This is a genomic window from Bacillus horti (assembly GCF_030813115.1).
In the GTDB taxonomy this organism is placed as follows: domain Bacteria; phylum Bacillota; class Bacilli; order Caldalkalibacillales; family JCM-10596; genus Bacillus_CH; species Bacillus_CH horti.
Map to the genome: position 1 here is coordinate 341,599 of NZ_JAUSTY010000002.1, position 14,359 is coordinate 355,957.

The following is a 14,359-nucleotide window of genomic DNA, read 5'->3' on the forward strand; positions in this document are numbered from 1 at the left end:
ATCAGTCACTATTTAAATCAAGTAAATAAGCTATAATGAAATTTAATCAATTAGAACAAAAAGGGTTGATGATTGTGAATGAAGGTAAACGAATTTTAATTATTGAAGATGACCAAGAAATTAGCAGATTATTAAGTGTGATTTTCACAAAATTAAGGCTGGATTCAGTTGTAGCCTATTCTGGTACAGAAGGACTGTTACAGCTTAAGAATCAAACCTATGATTTAATTTTATTAGATTTGATGTTACCGGGGAAAAATGGAGAAGAATTAATTAATCTGATTAGGGAAGATAGTGATATCCCCATTATTGTCATATCCGCTAAGGTTGACATCGAAAGTAAAGTACAAGTATTGAAAATGGGTGCAGATGATTATATAACCAAGCCCTTTAATCAAGAAGAAGTTATAGCAAGAGTTGAGGTTCAATTACGAAAATCAAGCGGGCAATCATCACGAACTCCAGAAAAAATATGGCGGGGACTTAAGATCAATCCAGAAAAGTTATCTGTAACGTTAGAAGGCAATGAACTGCAGTTAACGCATGCGGAATTTGAAATCCTCTCCTTATTCATTAATCATCCAGAGCGTGCTTTTTCCAAGAGGGAGATTTATGAACGAACATGGAAACGAACCTACTTAGGCGATGACAATACGATTAGTGTTCATGTCTCGAATCTTCGTAAAAAAATGGCCGAAATCACTGCTGATGAGTATATAAAAACGATTTGGGGAGTAGGCTTCATGCTCATTTAATTTCTTTATGATTTCTTTATGTTTTGCTTAAGGGAATTTAAAGACTCCTAAGCTAAACTTAGTGTAATCAGAGTTTGAAAGGTCATTGAAAAAAGTTTGATCTTTAACTTTTTTCAGCTTTTTTTCAATGACCTTAAGCAATGTGCGTAACCGTGGTCTGTTCTGAAAGCCTGATTACTAGTGGTTTCTCGTATCAGGTGCACAACGTGTGAAGCTATTGCTACTCTAATGAAAGGCGCTGAAAAAGTTGATTTGTATTTTTCCAGTGGCCTCATTTTAGCGAAGGAGTCAATAAGATGGATACCATTATTCAAACCTTTCATTTGAAGAAAATCTTTAAAGAAGAAGAAGTCATCAAGCCGCTTGATTTCTCATTACACCAAGGAGAAATTTGTGCCTTAATCGGGAAAAATGGTGCAGGAAAATCGACGTTTTTTAAAATGCTTTCGGGACAATTAATTCCTACTGCCGGAGACATTCACTTATTTGGGAAATCAGGCAAGGAAACGACCAAGGCACAAAAAAGAATGGGTTTTATGATAGAGACACCTGAATTTTTTCCGGATTTTACTGCCACTCAAAATCTAGAGTATTTTCGAATTCAACGAGGGGTCGTTGAGAAAAAAAGGATTTATGAGGTCTTACAAATTGTTGGCTTAGCCAATGAAAAGAAGAAACGGTTTAAAGATTATTCAATGGGAATGAAACAACGACTAGGGATCGCCCTTTGTCTTCTAAGTAGTCCAGATTGTTTAGTGCTGGATGAGCCCATTAATGGTTTAGATGCTGAGGGCATTATGGAGATTCGTCAGTTATTATTGAAGCTAAATGAAGAAAAACAAATAACCATCCTCATTTCTAGTCATATCTTAAGTGAATTACAATTATTAGCTACGCGTTTTGTCTTTATTAAGAATGGTGTCATTGTCGATGATTTGAGCAAAGAGGCGTTAGATGAAAAAAGTAAAAAGCAAATCCTACTTAAGGTCAATGATACAGCCAAAACAGCACAATTGTTAGAGCAAGCCTATGCAGATATCCAATATAAAGTTCTTCCTAATCATATCGTGACGATTCAAAATCATGTGGATGAAGGTGGAGAGATTAATCGCCTTTTAACCTCAAATGGTGTGCTAGTGATGGAGTTTCGTTTCGAAGCACTGAAATTAGAAGAGTATTTCTTAGGATTAGTGGAGGAGAATGAAAAATGATAAATTATATCAAAAGCGAACATTATCGCTTGCTACGCAAAAAAGGGCTCTATGTTACGAGTGTCATTGGGTTAGCCTTAATTGTTGCAGCCGCGGCTGTTTTATACTTTACTCAAAATGCCGATCCAGATTTTCCTTACGGAACTAGCCTGTTTTTTTATTCAAACGTGATTGGTAGTGGCCTATTACTTATGATAATAGGATTACTCTTTAATTTGACCCTTACTGGGAAGGACACGGCTATCGTCAAACAATCTATCTCCTTTGGTGTTTCTCGGAACACCATCTTCTGGTCAAAGCTTATGTTAACCTTCATTTATTTTCTATTGATATGTGTAATGGGTCTAGCCTTAACCATTGTATTGGGAGAGAGACTTTTGATTAGTGAGGATCAATCGGTTATGAATTTCCTAATAGCTAGTTTAAATATGGTACCCATTGTGGTTAGTGGATTTTTTCTTATCCATGTACTAAAGATGTTAAAGGTCGGCGATGTCTATATCCTTATCATGTTGCTCTTCCTCTTCCTATTTTCTGGTGATTTAGTACGAATACTATTCCAATCCATTTCAGGAATGAATGAACTCTATACATTTGCACCGAGTACTCTATTAAACGAAAATTTAATGAGCTTTATGGCACAAGATGTTCAATCCGAGTATCGGCCTTGGCTTACTGGTATCGTGATGTCGGTGATTGTTTTACTAATAGGATCAAGAAGATTTGCTAAGCAAGAAATTCATTGATGGAGAAGGGATGAAAGAAAGTGAACAGCTGGTTGATCATCATCATTTTGATTTTTCTACTAATGATTAGTACTGGGATGCTTCTGCTTCTCCTTTGGGATATGAAAAGAATGACGAAGCAATTAGAAGAGATTATCGGTAATTTTGGTACCAATGAATTGGTTCGCACAAATACTCATAGTAAAATCCTGGTTAACTTCATTACGAAAATCAACCAGCTTATTTATTTATTCAAGCAAGATCAGCAGAACTTAATTAAGAAAGAGAAAGAACTCAAACAAGAAGTGACAAACATCTCGCATGATTTGAGAACCCCTTTAACATCCATTAAAGGCTTTTCCGAGCTGTTAACGGATTCGTCTTTATCTGAGGCAGAAAAGAAAGAGTTTCTAAGTATCATTCAAAAGAAAATTGACCATCTCACAATGACTGCTGATACTTTCTATGAATTATCTCAGATTGATTCCTTAGATAAGCCATTAATCCTAGATCAACAGTTTTTAGATAAAATAGTTATAGAAACAATGCTAGTGTTCTACAATGATTTTGAAAAAAATCAATTAAAGGTACATATGGATGAGGTGACCGTCTCGCCTATTTTAGCGGACAAGAAGGCAGCTAACCGGATTGTAACCAATATCATTCAAAATGCATTAGGGTATGCCAAAAGCTATGTCTCCGTTAACTTGATTGAAGAAGAAACGTATTTCCGATTAAGAGTCGTAAATGATGTTGACCAGTTTGATCGTACTGAGCTTAATCGAATTTTCGATCGATCATTTAGATTGGATACTAGTCGTAGTGGCGGGCAGCTTGGCTTAGGCCTCCATATTGTTCAACAGCTTATAAGCAAACAAGAAGGGACAGTTGCTGCCGACGTTCGTGACAACGAATTTCTGATTGATGTAAGGTTTAAGAAAATGGGGTTGAAATGACAATAGAATGGGATTCTTTCACCTTTTCCTAGGCATCTGCGTATAGTAAAAGGACATCGGATTAAGCGAGGTGAAAGATTGTGGCAAGACCTGTAATTCGTCAGCATTCAGGTCAGATTAACGTAACTTTTCCATTAAAGACTGACTTGGCAACATCATATTCGATAACGCAGCAAAGTGACACGTTGACCCAGCAGCATAAGCATACGGCCTTAGACAGGGTAATGAAGCAGCTAGATCTTTTGGTTGGTTTGAACAATGTGAAGGATTTTGTCTATGAGATCTATGCATGGCTATATATTACTCAGTGTAGAAAAGAGCAGGGACTTAAGGGAGCACACCAAACCCTACACATGATTTTCAAAGGGAATCCAGGCACGGGGAAAACGACCGTTGCGCGGATTTTAGGAAAACTTTTTCAGGAGATGAATGTGCTTTCTAAGGGACATTTAGTTGAGGTGGAGCGTGCTGATCTAGTAGGTGAGTATATCGGGCACACGGCGCAAAAGACAAGGGAGCTGGTTAAAAAGGCGCTTGGAGGCATTTTATTTATTGATGAAGCTTATTCCTTGGCACGGGGTGGAACGAAGGATTTCGGGAAGGAAGCGATCGATTGTCTTGTGAAGGCGATGGAGGATCATAAGGATGAATTCGTACTTATATTAGCCGGTTATCCGAAGGAAATGGAGCATTTTCTTTCCTCTAATCCGGGATTGCCGTCTAGGTTTCCTGTACAGCTTGAATTCAGCAATTATACTGTTTCGGAGCTTTTAGAAATTGCCGAGCTAATGGTGTTTGAACGGGAGTATGAGCTATCTGTGCAGGCTAGGAATAAGCTACAGCATTTTTTGGCGGCTGAGATGCGGAATAAGCATCAGAATTTTAGTAATGCCAGACTAGTGCGGAATCTAATTGAAAAAGCGATTCGTGAGCATGCAGTACGTTTGTTATATCATCCGAATAGCTCTAAGCAGGAGCTTATGTTTCTTTCTGCTGAGGACTTTGTCCCTTTGCACTAGAGGTTATACAATCAGGAAGCTTAATTATAGCTCAAATACAGAAGTAGCCACTAGCCTAGAAATTTGATAAAATATGTGTACAAATATGGATGAGCTAAAGGAGAATGAATTCTCTATATGAAAGAAACTTCTAATGGAAAACAAGAAAAAGCAATATTGATCGGATGTATCGTAGCCCAGCAAACAGAGGAACAGGTGGAGAGCTCTCTTAAGGAGCTCTCTTTATTAACGGAAACAGCCAAAGCTACACCTATTTTAACGGTGACACAGAAGCGGGATAGAGTGGATTCTTCCTTTTATATTGGAAAAGGGAAGCTTGAAGAAATTTGTGTGCTCATTGATGAGCTTGGAGCGGACATGATTATTTTCAATGATGAGCTCTCTCCAAGTCAGTTGAAAAATATTGAGCTGTCTGTGCCCGTGAAGGTGATTGATCGGACTCAGCTTATTTTAGATATTTTTGCTATGCGTGCAAGATCGAAGGAGGGGCAGCTACAGGTGGAGCTTGCCCAGTATAAATATTTACTTCCGCGTATCGTGGGGCGAGGTAAATCCTTGTCTAGATTAGGGGGCGGAATAGGGACAAGGGGTCCTGGTGAAACAAAGCTTGAAACGGATCGACGACATATCCGCAGAAGAATGGGAGAAATTGAGACAGCCTTAAACAAAGTAGTCTCTCATCGAGAGCGCTATCGGGAGCGGAGGAAGAAAAACAACGTTTTTCAAATCTCATTGGTTGGGTACACGAATGCGGGGAAGTCTACGCTTTTGAACAAGATTACTGATGCAGATACGTATGTGGAGAATCAGCTGTTTGCTACTCTTGATCCTACGACAAAGCAAATGAAAATGCCTTCTGGAATCCAGGTTCTATTAACAGATACAGTAGGATTTATTCAGGACCTGCCAACGGCATTGATTGCAGCGTTTCGTTCCACACTTGAGGAGGTCAAGGAAGCAGATCTGATTTTACATGTCATAGATAGTCATGATGAGCTACATCAGAAGCATATTGAAGTGGTAGAGAAGCTAATTCAACAGCTAGGTGCAGGTCATATTGCTCAAGTGAAGGTGTATAACAAGAAGGATAAACCAGCTGCTGAAGGTCTGTTGGTCAATCAGAAGGATATGTATATCTCGACCACTTCTGTTCAAGACGTACAGCTGTTAAGAGAACGTATTGAGGACGAGCTAAAGGCTACGATGAAGGAGCTGGAGCTATTTGTTCCTAGTGAACAAGCTCATGTTGTGGCTAAATGTAGACAGCAGGGACTGATTCAGGATGAGGAGTGGAATGAGGAAAGGGATGGATATGAGGTTACTTTATTTGTCCCTCCGCATCATTCGTTAGGAGAGCTTATAGAGCCTTATATCGTATAGAGGCATAGCTTTGGTATTCATTATGTGAAGCTCGTAGTTTCCTAATACGAGGAAGAAAGTTAGAGAATGAAGCAAGTAAAAAACAATTCAATATACAGAAGATCTATGTGACTTACTAGGATTGGTGAGTGTAAAGGAGAGCAACATGTTTAATCATTTAGAGGCATCAGAAAAGCTATATCCTCTTGTGCAGCAGGTAGAAAGCCGAATAGAGGGTAGGCTAAAGGAAATTGGTAAGATTGTAGAGCAAAATCAGTGGAGAGTGTTAGACGCCTATCACAAGCATGAGGTGGGGGATCATCATTTTACTCCTTCGACGGGCTATGGCTATGATGATTTAGGTCGTGAAACATTGGAGAAAGTGTATGCTCATGTGTTTGGAACAGAAGCAGCTATTGTGAGACAGCAAATCATTTCAGGTACACATGCTATTGCTACATGCTTATTCGGTTTACTACGACCTGAAGACGAATTGATATACATCACAGGAAAGCCTTATGACACTTTAGACAAAGTAATTGGTGATCCAACAAATCCTATAAGTGTACCAGGCTCCCTAGCGGAGTTTGGTGTGAAGTACAAAATTGTTGAGCTTTTGGATACGGGGCAAGTGGACAAAGCTGGTGTTGTCCAAGCGATGACAAGTAAAACAAAAGTGATTGGAATTCAACGTTCTAAGGGATATGCCAATCGTCCTTCCTTTACTGTAGCTGAAATTGCTGAGCTGGTGAAGTTGGTTAAGGAAGTGAATCCTAACGTAATCGTGTTCGTGGACAACTGCTACGGAGAGTTTGTGGAGCTAGAGGAGCCTACTCATGTAGGAGCAGATATTATGGCTGGCTCTTTGATTAAAAATCCAGGCGGCGGCCTTGTTAAGTCTGGTGGATATATTGTTGGGCGAAAGGAGCTAATCGAATTAGCTGGTACTCGTCTAGCGGCTCCTGGTATTGGTTTGGAAGGCGGAGCAAGCCTGTACTCATTACTGGAGATGTATCAAGGTTTGTTTTTGGCTCCTCATGTTGTAGGTGAGGCGTTAAAAGGTGCTGTCTTTTCATCAGCCTTGTTAACAGAGCTTGGCTTTAATACAACACCAAAATGGGATGAGCCTAGAACAGATCTTATTCAAGCGATTCAATTCGATCAGGCGGAAGCTTTGATTGCTTTTTGCCAAGGAGTCCAAAAGGCTGCACCAATTAACTCCTATGTTACACCGTATCCAAGTGCTATGCCAGGCTATGAGGATGAAGTGATCATGGCTGCTGGAACATTTATTCAGGGAGCGAGTATTGAGTTTTCGGCAGATGGTCCATTAAGACCGCCTTATCTTGGTTTTGTTCAGGGAGGACTAACGTTTGAGCATGTTAAGATTGGAGTTCTTACAGCTTTAAATGAATTAAATAAAAAAGGTCTGTTACTTTTTAAGTAATTTTAAGGGTAATGCTGTATGAAGTATATGAAGTATATTTACTAACAAGGCTACATTATTCATCAAACCAAAGTGACTGTCATTTCTACAAAATAAATAGCAAATATACAGCAAAAGTTGGGCACTGCTCGGCTTTTTTTGTTGTGTCAGATATACTGCCAAAATAGTGTGTAAGGTTTTCTGACATTCCCTTGACAACTTTTATTCCATTCCATACAATAGGGAGTAGAAAGACATGAAATACAACGGTTTGCTCCATTGGATAAGTCGTTTTAGAAAGGAGCTGTACGTTCATGGGGAATGAAATTCGTCGCAACATGTCACTTTTTCCAATGAGTATTGTGATGAAGCTTACGGATCTAACAGCTAGACAGATTCGATATTACGAGCAGCATCAGCTTATTACCCCGGAGAGAAGTGAAGGGAAGCAGAGAATTTTCTCCTTAAACGACATTGATCGTTTACTAGAGATAAAAGACCTTATCGAGCAAGGCGTGAATCTCGCTGGAATTAAAGCCATTTACCAGCTGAAGAGTGATCAAGAAGCACAAGCAGTGGAAGAAGTAATAGCGAAAGAAGAGGTCTCAGCAGTTAACCGTGATCTTACGGACAAAGAGCTTCGTGATCTTTTAAAAGCAGAGCTTTTTTCAGGTCAAACACGTGATCGAATCTCTCTGATTCAAGGGGAGTTATCGAGGTTTTTCCATTAAGCATTCTTTGTTTGACTCTTTACGAAATTTTAGGATTTATGCTAGCTGATAAGGGAAAAGATAGGTTTGTAGGGAATTGGGTTCAATTAATTTTTATATACATTTTAGAAAACTATAATTCTTGAGGAGGAACTGTACTGTGGCCAAAACGTTTACTAAAGAAGACATTATGAAGTTAGCAAAGGAAGAGGATGTTCGTTACATTCGTTTACAATTCTCTGATTTACTAGGAACGATTAAAAACGTAGAAATTCCTGTAAGTCAGTTAGAAAAAGCGCTTGATAACAAAATGATGTTTGACGGCTCTTCTATCGAAGGATTTGTTCGTATTGAAGAATCTGACATGTACCTATATCCTGAACTAGATACTTGGGTTGTATTTCCTTGGACTGGTGAAGAAGGTAAAGTTGCTCGTTTAATCTGTGACGTATATAGCCCGGACGGAACTCCATTCCCTGGAGACCCACGCGGTGTTCTAAAGAAAGTTTTAAAAGAAGCTGAAGATTTAGGATTCACTTCTATGAACGTTGGTCCAGAGCCTGAGTTTTTCCTATTCAAGCTTGATCAGAAGGGTGAGCCAACTCTAGAAGTTAATGATAAAGGTGGATACTTCGACTTCGCACCACTTGATCTAGGTGAAAACTGTCGTCGAGATATCGTTATCACTCTTGAGCAAATGGGCTTTGAAATTGAAGCTTCTCACCATGAGGTTGCTCCTGGTCAGCACGAAATTGATTTCAAATATGCTAATGCTATTGAAGCAGCAGATAATATTCAAACGTTTAAGCTAGTTGTTAAAACAATCGCTAGTAAATACGGCTTACACGCTACATTTATGCCAAAGCCATTATACGGAGTGAATGGTTCTGGAATGCACTGTCACCAATCTCTATTCAAAGGAAAAGAGAATGCGTTCTTCGATGATACTGATGAGCTTGGCCTAAGTGAAACAGCAAAGCACTACCTTGCTGGTATCCTAAAGCATGCTAGATCTTTTGCTGCTATCACGAATCCAACAGTTAACTCTTATAAGCGTCTAGTACCTGGTTATGAAGCACCTTGCTACGTAGCATGGTCTGCTAAAAACAGAAGTCCACTTGTACGTGTTCCTGCTTCTCGCGGATTAAGCACTCGTATTGAGCTTCGTAACCCAGATCCTGCAGCTAACCCATACCTAGCTTTAGCGGTTATGCTTGCAGCTGGATTAGATGGAATCAAGAACAAGCTTGAGCTTGCTCCTCCAACAAACCGTAACATCTACATCATGAACGAAGAGGATCGCAATGAAGCTGGAATCCAAAGCTTACCTTCCACACTTAAGGAAGCTATTGATGAGCTTAAGAAGAGTGAGGTTATCATCAACTCTCTAGGTGATCACGCTGTGACTCACTTTATCGAAGCTAAGGAAATTGAGTGGGATATGTTCCGCACGCAAGTGCATCCATGGGAGAGAGATCAATATATCTCCATGTATTAATTCTTCAAAGCCTTGGTACTACGGTATCGGGGCTTTTTTGTTTTTTGGGTCAAACCAAATGAAAAGATCTATATTAGCTTTCCCCCACAAAACACCCACATAAAACTTATTTTACTCCAAAATCTTGTCTACATAGTTTTCGTAGTTTTCCATTTGCAGTATCAATCTTTTTCGTTATATGAACATATACATCTGCAGTGATTTGAATACTTTTCATGCCCAAGACGTTCCTGGACATATTTCATATCTGCTCCGGATTCTAACAGAAGAATGACCTAGAGGAGGTACAGTAAGTGTATTTCAAAATTTCTCAGGGTTCTTTACTTTTATTGATGCTACTTCACCACATTTCTTGCAAAAGGTAAGAAGCATTTTTGAACCAGTAGAAAACACCTTGTTCACTGGCATTATGCTTGAATATGCTCCACCCACTACACCAGTAGTAAATGAGTTACTTCCACAGGCTTTGCAAACTTGATCAGACATTGGTAATACCTCCGTAATATACTTTAGTTTTTAATACGCAGTTACAAAATAAAAAGTTTCGTTGAAGGGAGATAGCAGTATGGCAGTTGAATATATCATCCAGCATTATTCAGGGGAGGAAAACCATATGAACGATAGTCAATGAAGCGTTAATCCTCCTACAAGTCCAGCGCATGAAGGCAGAAGGGGGATTTTAGGTGTCAAACGAATGGGTGAAAACAGATAAGGTAGAGATCGAAGTTACTCAGCATTCAAAGGCTGTAATGATCAGGCAGGGAAAGGTCAAAGAAGTGGAATTACCTGAGCATGGAACATTTGTCATTAAGACTAGTCAGGGTAAAAATCCAGAAGTTCGAAAAAGTAGAAGGAGAGTTGTTTTAATTATTGAAAAAGTGCAATGTGCCCCAGGTGCGAAGTGGCTTATTGGCTTCGGTTATCGTTACTGCAAAACTAATACCTAGAGCCCATATAGTTTCAAAAGTCACCATAAACAACACCTCAAACAAACTATTCTGAGTCACAAATATTAAACTAAAAACTCTTAGTAATAACAGTTGTACAATTAAAGCAATAACTCGAATCCATCTTTTTTCACAGGATATTTCATTAAGTGGTTCCATTTGATAATAAAATATGATATTCTCTTATTGGAACATATGTTCCTTTTTTAAGTTTAACACTACAGATTAACCGAACACGCATTACTTCAGTAGTATATTGATGGAATGAACAAGTATCACCTATTACTTATGTCGCTATTTGTCGAACGATAGTTGTAGGAAAATAGTCCCCTTTTGTAGAAATGTGTAAAAAACATAAAGGGGGATCTAATTGTGTGCTTAAATGAACCAAACAACCTAATTCAACGGATTAGTATAATGACAGATCAGGAGTTAGGTAATCTTGATTTGCATGCGTACTTAGTTACAAAAGCAAGTGAAAGCGACGAACTATACATTGCAAAAAAAGAGTTGTTACATGATGACGTGCGAAAATTCCTAAAAAGTAGTATTCGGAGAGAATTGAATGATATCAAACATGCAGATGAGACTGAAAACAAAATATTTCATGTTACTGATTACAACCATGAAATAACTAAAAACGACTATATTGCTAAACTAACTATTGATTTTGATGCTACACTCAAATCCAAAATAAATAAGTTAGTACAATCATTAATTCAAAACGGGTCTGATTTTATGGATTTAGAAACAAAATTTCAAGTGATTGAAGTTGCCATGAATTCTGAAAGTGCATATTTTATTTATTATAGAGGCGTAAAGAAAACTGCTATTAATAAAAAGAGCACGAAAAGAATTCAGACAATAAGACACGGCCAGCAGTTAGTTTTGCAAAACGATAATGTTGTTGAATTTGGTGGGAAGATTGAAATGTTTATTCTAGGGGAAAATATATACGTAATAAATCCTAAAACTTTAGAACATACTTTCGATTACACCGATCATATCTCGCAAAAGAGGGATGCAAATCTGAACACCATTACTCAAATGAGTTTTTTTGATGGCGAGTCAAAGGTAGACGAATTTGTTAAAAGTGCAAATAAATTTATCCTTAGTAGAGGAATCGCCCAGATAAAAAATATTACTCTAGAAGTATTAGAGGAACAGTTTGAAAATAGGTGTGAAGAATTAAAAAGAATAAAAGCAGATATCCCTGAGGGGGATGAAGAGAAGAAAGCTTATAAAGAAAGATACCAGGCACTCTGGCCTTTATATGATCACCTAGATTTGGTTAACTACAAGGTTAGGTTCGATATCAATAAATCTGTTACTCCATTATTGCATTTTTTTTCTGACAAAATAGTCGAGTCATTTCTTACTAAGCAATTTAGAGACAATTAATTTTGAAAGGATAGGTGGCTATGTGGGGGAAAGTTGAGCAATCCATATTGTGGGTAGTTACATATACCCCTCTAGTCTTAATTATGATTTTTAGATTCATTACTAGTAATGAATTTTTTGGATTAGATCAGCAGATAAGGATGATTTTTAACAAGGATAGTGTCTTTTTGAGTAACTTAGCTTTGGAAATTTACTTTATTTTAATCGCTTTAGTGTTTACAGTAGCTTTGTATATAGCAACTATCAAATATTATTTGTCTGGTTATGAAAAAAATATTAAGCCTGGCAAAGAAGGTAATGATTATTTTATACGAAAAATAGAGAAATTAAGTGCAAATGACTACTCTTTTTTCTTGCTGACATTGCTACTACCTCTCATATCGTTAGATCATTCATCAGCAATTAATTTAGCAGTCTCCATAATGGTAGTAATTTATGTTATTATCATATACGTTAAGACTGACGCTATTAGTGTATGTCCGTTGTTCTTTTTCTCAGGTAGAAGAGTATATAAAGGTATAATCTCAACAGGCACAAAAGCCCAGGAACTGTCAAATCCTTCTTTTAGAAAAGAAGTAGTCATAGTAATAAAGAGAGAAAATATAAGCCTTAATAGGACTGTAAGAGGAGCACAATTAGTAGGTAACGTTTATTATTTAACAGATACCCAACAAAATAGCTAAACTATTCATTAAGGCATTTCTTTTAGTGTCTTTTTCTTTTGGAGGTAGGAACAATGCCCATTAAAAAGATTCTATAATAAGTCAGGATGCAAGAACATCACTACAGAAAAGTATTGTCCTGAACATACTCATTCAGTTAAGCAATAGAAGTAGGAAAGGCACTATGACTGCTTTATAAATAGAGTTCTATGATAGTATGCAAAACTTATAAATTCATAAACCTTTGTATAGGCACTTGTATATCACGGGTGCTTTTTTGATTAAACCTGCATAGCATAGCTTCCTAATACCTATCATAGATATAACTCTTATATCGTTACGAAGAGGTGATTTGATGAACCAAGAAGAATTAAGGGTTTACTGTACCTTAGTAAAAAGAGGGAAGCCTGCAGCTTCAATCCCCCTTCAAAATCGACATGTTAAAGAAGCTAAGGAAATAGTCGAACAAGAAGAAGGTTTACAGACATATACAGAGGAGCTATACGAAGGTTGGGTAACTTTCTGGGTGTATAAGTACCCTCATATACTCGAAGTCATTAAGTCAAGTCCGCAGACTCCACAAAACAGCGTACGACCATTGGATTTTAGGTAAGATATTTGGATATGAAGAGGTGGCCATACAAGATTTTCTAAACATTAAGGTCTATAAGTAGTGTTATTGCACTTTCGACATGGCGGCAAAGTATCAGTATGATCATCTAGATGGACTACTTGACCGCATTTAGTACATGAGTAATAACCTTTTCCTGGCTTTTCTCCCGTAGTTGACATTAGAAGCACCTCCTACATGTGTAAGCTATTTGATCAATACACCAAAATGGGTTAAGAATGCAGGTTATGAGAAGAGTACCGAGGATACTTATCTTCGTCCTATTGCCAGATTTCTAGGATGGTATAGGTGAATTTACTTGGACAGAATTTAAAGAAATAAAAGATGGCACTCTAATGAGTGGCTTTTTCTTTTAGAGGTGAGAACAATTCTCATTAACTGTATGATACAATCTATCGTAGTCCCAAGGAAAAAGGAGGGAGAACATGCAAAAAAAATTATATGACAGTCCTTGTTATTAATAAATTTCTGTAAAATTAAAAAAGTAATAGAAACCAATATTTTCTCTTTGTTGTAGGGAAAAGAAAATAGAGCCAACATAAGTTAACTCTACTAATTCGCATCCCTTTTTGAAACAAGCTTTCTCCAATCCCATATAAAGAACGTAAGACCGACAATAAGAATAGCCCAGTAATACCACTCCATTAAACTAGCCCCCTTGAGTATCATTTATTTACCACGTTCAAATCTTTCCTTATATTCACAATATCATAAGGTTGTACAAATTTCATTGCTTTTATTGTAAAAGGAGAAGAGTTTTTCATGAAAATGTTGGTGTTATGTGGGCAGAGCTCCAACCTATGGAATTGAACTTCCCTCATTGTTCGGACAACTGAAAAAATTTTCGCAGGTCTACTTACTTTAGCTTTAGTTTTATCATTAACAACAGGTGCATTAGCTTCAGATTTTCAACCATATGCTGATGATCACTTTAGCTGAAGGTTGATAAAGGTTTTGCCCCGTCTTAAAATGTACCCTATAGAGTAGACACATAAAAAAGTCTACCTGTAGGGTGCTTTTTTGTATAATTAAAACATACAGACAAATATAGCTTGAGAC

At 37.7% G+C, this 14,359-nt stretch carries 15 protein-coding genes and 1 pseudogene; 13 read left to right on the plus strand and 3 right to left on the minus strand.

What is annotated here, in order from left to right; translation table 11 throughout:
• The first annotated feature begins 68 nt into the window (after positions 1-68).
• From J2S11_RS03610 to glnA, 9 genes are all read left to right on the plus strand, one after another.
• On the plus strand, positions 69-755 hold the full coding sequence (locus tag J2S11_RS03610; protein ID WP_307391031.1) for a response regulator transcription factor: 687 nt from the start codon (positions 69-71) through the stop codon (positions 753-755).
• A gap of 296 nt (positions 756-1,051) precedes the next feature.
• Positions 1,052-1,966 carry an ATP-binding cassette domain-containing protein gene (locus tag J2S11_RS03615; RefSeq protein WP_307391034.1) on the plus strand — a complete coding sequence of 305 codons (915 nt, stop codon included), beginning with the start codon at positions 1,052-1,054 and terminating at the stop codon, positions 1,964-1,966.
• Positions 1,963-2,712: an ABC transporter permease gene (locus tag J2S11_RS03620; protein ID WP_307391038.1), complete on the plus strand. Its 750-nt coding sequence runs from the start codon at positions 1,963-1,965 to the stop codon at positions 2,710-2,712. Before J2S11_RS03615 ends, J2S11_RS03620 begins: the two co-directional genes overlap by 4 nt.
• A 20-nt stretch (positions 2,713-2,732) precedes the next feature.
• Positions 2,733-3,647, plus strand: a complete 915-nt coding sequence (locus tag J2S11_RS03625) for a sensor histidine kinase (protein WP_307391041.1) — start codon at positions 2,733-2,735, stop codon at positions 3,645-3,647.
• Positions 3,648-3,727: 80 nt separating this feature from the next.
• Positions 3,728-4,666, plus strand: a complete 939-nt coding sequence (gene spoVK / locus J2S11_RS03630) for a stage V sporulation protein K (RefSeq protein ID WP_370875431.1) — start codon at positions 3,728-3,730, stop codon at positions 4,664-4,666.
• 117 nt (positions 4,667-4,783) lie between these two features.
• Positions 4,784-6,046 carry a GTPase HflX gene (gene hflX, locus J2S11_RS03635; protein ID WP_307391044.1) on the plus strand — a complete coding sequence of 421 codons (1,263 nt, stop codon included), beginning with the start codon at positions 4,784-4,786 and terminating at the stop codon, positions 6,044-6,046.
• Between the two features lie 145 nt (positions 6,047-6,191).
• Positions 6,192-7,472 (plus strand): methionine gamma-lyase family protein, encoded by a 1,281-nt coding sequence (locus tag J2S11_RS03640; RefSeq protein WP_307391046.1) that lies wholly within the window; start codon positions 6,192-6,194, stop codon positions 7,470-7,472.
• 293 nt (positions 7,473-7,765) lie between these two features.
• The gene (locus tag J2S11_RS03645) at positions 7,766-8,182 is read left to right on the plus strand and encodes a MerR family transcriptional regulator (RefSeq protein WP_307391049.1); all 417 of its coding nucleotides are present in this window, start codon (positions 7,766-7,768) and stop codon (positions 8,180-8,182) included.
• A 169-nt stretch (positions 8,183-8,351) separates the two neighbouring features.
• On the plus strand, positions 8,352-9,659 hold the full coding sequence (gene glnA, locus J2S11_RS03650; protein WP_370875435.1) for a type I glutamate--ammonia ligase: 1,308 nt from the start codon (positions 8,352-8,354) through the stop codon (positions 9,657-9,659).
• 111 nt (positions 9,660-9,770) lie between these two features.
• Here glnA and J2S11_RS22255 read toward each other — a convergent pair.
• Together J2S11_RS22255 and J2S11_RS03655 are read right to left on the minus strand one after the other, a co-directional pair.
• Positions 9,771-9,931 (minus strand): annotated as a pseudogene (locus J2S11_RS22255) (tyrosine-type recombinase/integrase); the annotation flags it as partial.
• 28 nt (positions 9,932-9,959) lie between these two features.
• Complete coding sequence (locus tag J2S11_RS03655) at positions 9,960-10,145, minus strand: hypothetical protein (protein WP_307391056.1); 186 nt, start codon at positions 10,143-10,145, stop codon at positions 9,960-9,962.
• A gap of 197 nt (positions 10,146-10,342) precedes the next feature.
• On the opposite strand from J2S11_RS03655, the gene J2S11_RS03660 reads away from it, so the two are divergent.
• The 4 genes from J2S11_RS03660 to J2S11_RS03675 all read left to right on the plus strand — a co-directional run bounded on the left by J2S11_RS03660 (position 10,343) and on the right by J2S11_RS03675 (position 13,282).
• Positions 10,343-10,606, plus strand: coding sequence for an XtrA/YqaO family protein (locus J2S11_RS03660; RefSeq protein WP_307391059.1), 264 nt, complete (start codon positions 10,343-10,345; stop codon positions 10,604-10,606).
• 372 nt (positions 10,607-10,978) lie between these two features.
• Positions 10,979-12,007, plus strand: a complete 1,029-nt coding sequence (locus J2S11_RS03665) for a Kiwa anti-phage protein KwaB-like domain-containing protein (protein WP_307391062.1) — start codon at positions 10,979-10,981, stop codon at positions 12,005-12,007.
• Between the two features lie 20 nt (positions 12,008-12,027).
• Positions 12,028-12,690, plus strand: a complete 663-nt coding sequence (locus J2S11_RS03670) for a hypothetical protein (protein WP_307391065.1) — start codon at positions 12,028-12,030, stop codon at positions 12,688-12,690.
• 334 nt (positions 12,691-13,024) lie between these two features.
• A complete protein-coding gene (locus J2S11_RS03675; protein ID WP_307391068.1) occupies positions 13,025-13,282 on the plus strand; it encodes a hypothetical protein in 258 nt (85 codons plus the stop codon).
• 44 nt (positions 13,283-13,326) lie between these two features.
• On the opposite strand, the gene J2S11_RS22260 is transcribed toward J2S11_RS03675, so the two are convergent.
• Complete coding sequence (locus tag J2S11_RS22260; RefSeq protein ID WP_370875432.1) at positions 13,327-13,461, minus strand: zinc ribbon-containing protein; 135 nt, start codon at positions 13,459-13,461, stop codon at positions 13,327-13,329.
• Between the last annotated feature and the right edge of the window lie 898 nt (positions 13,462-14,359).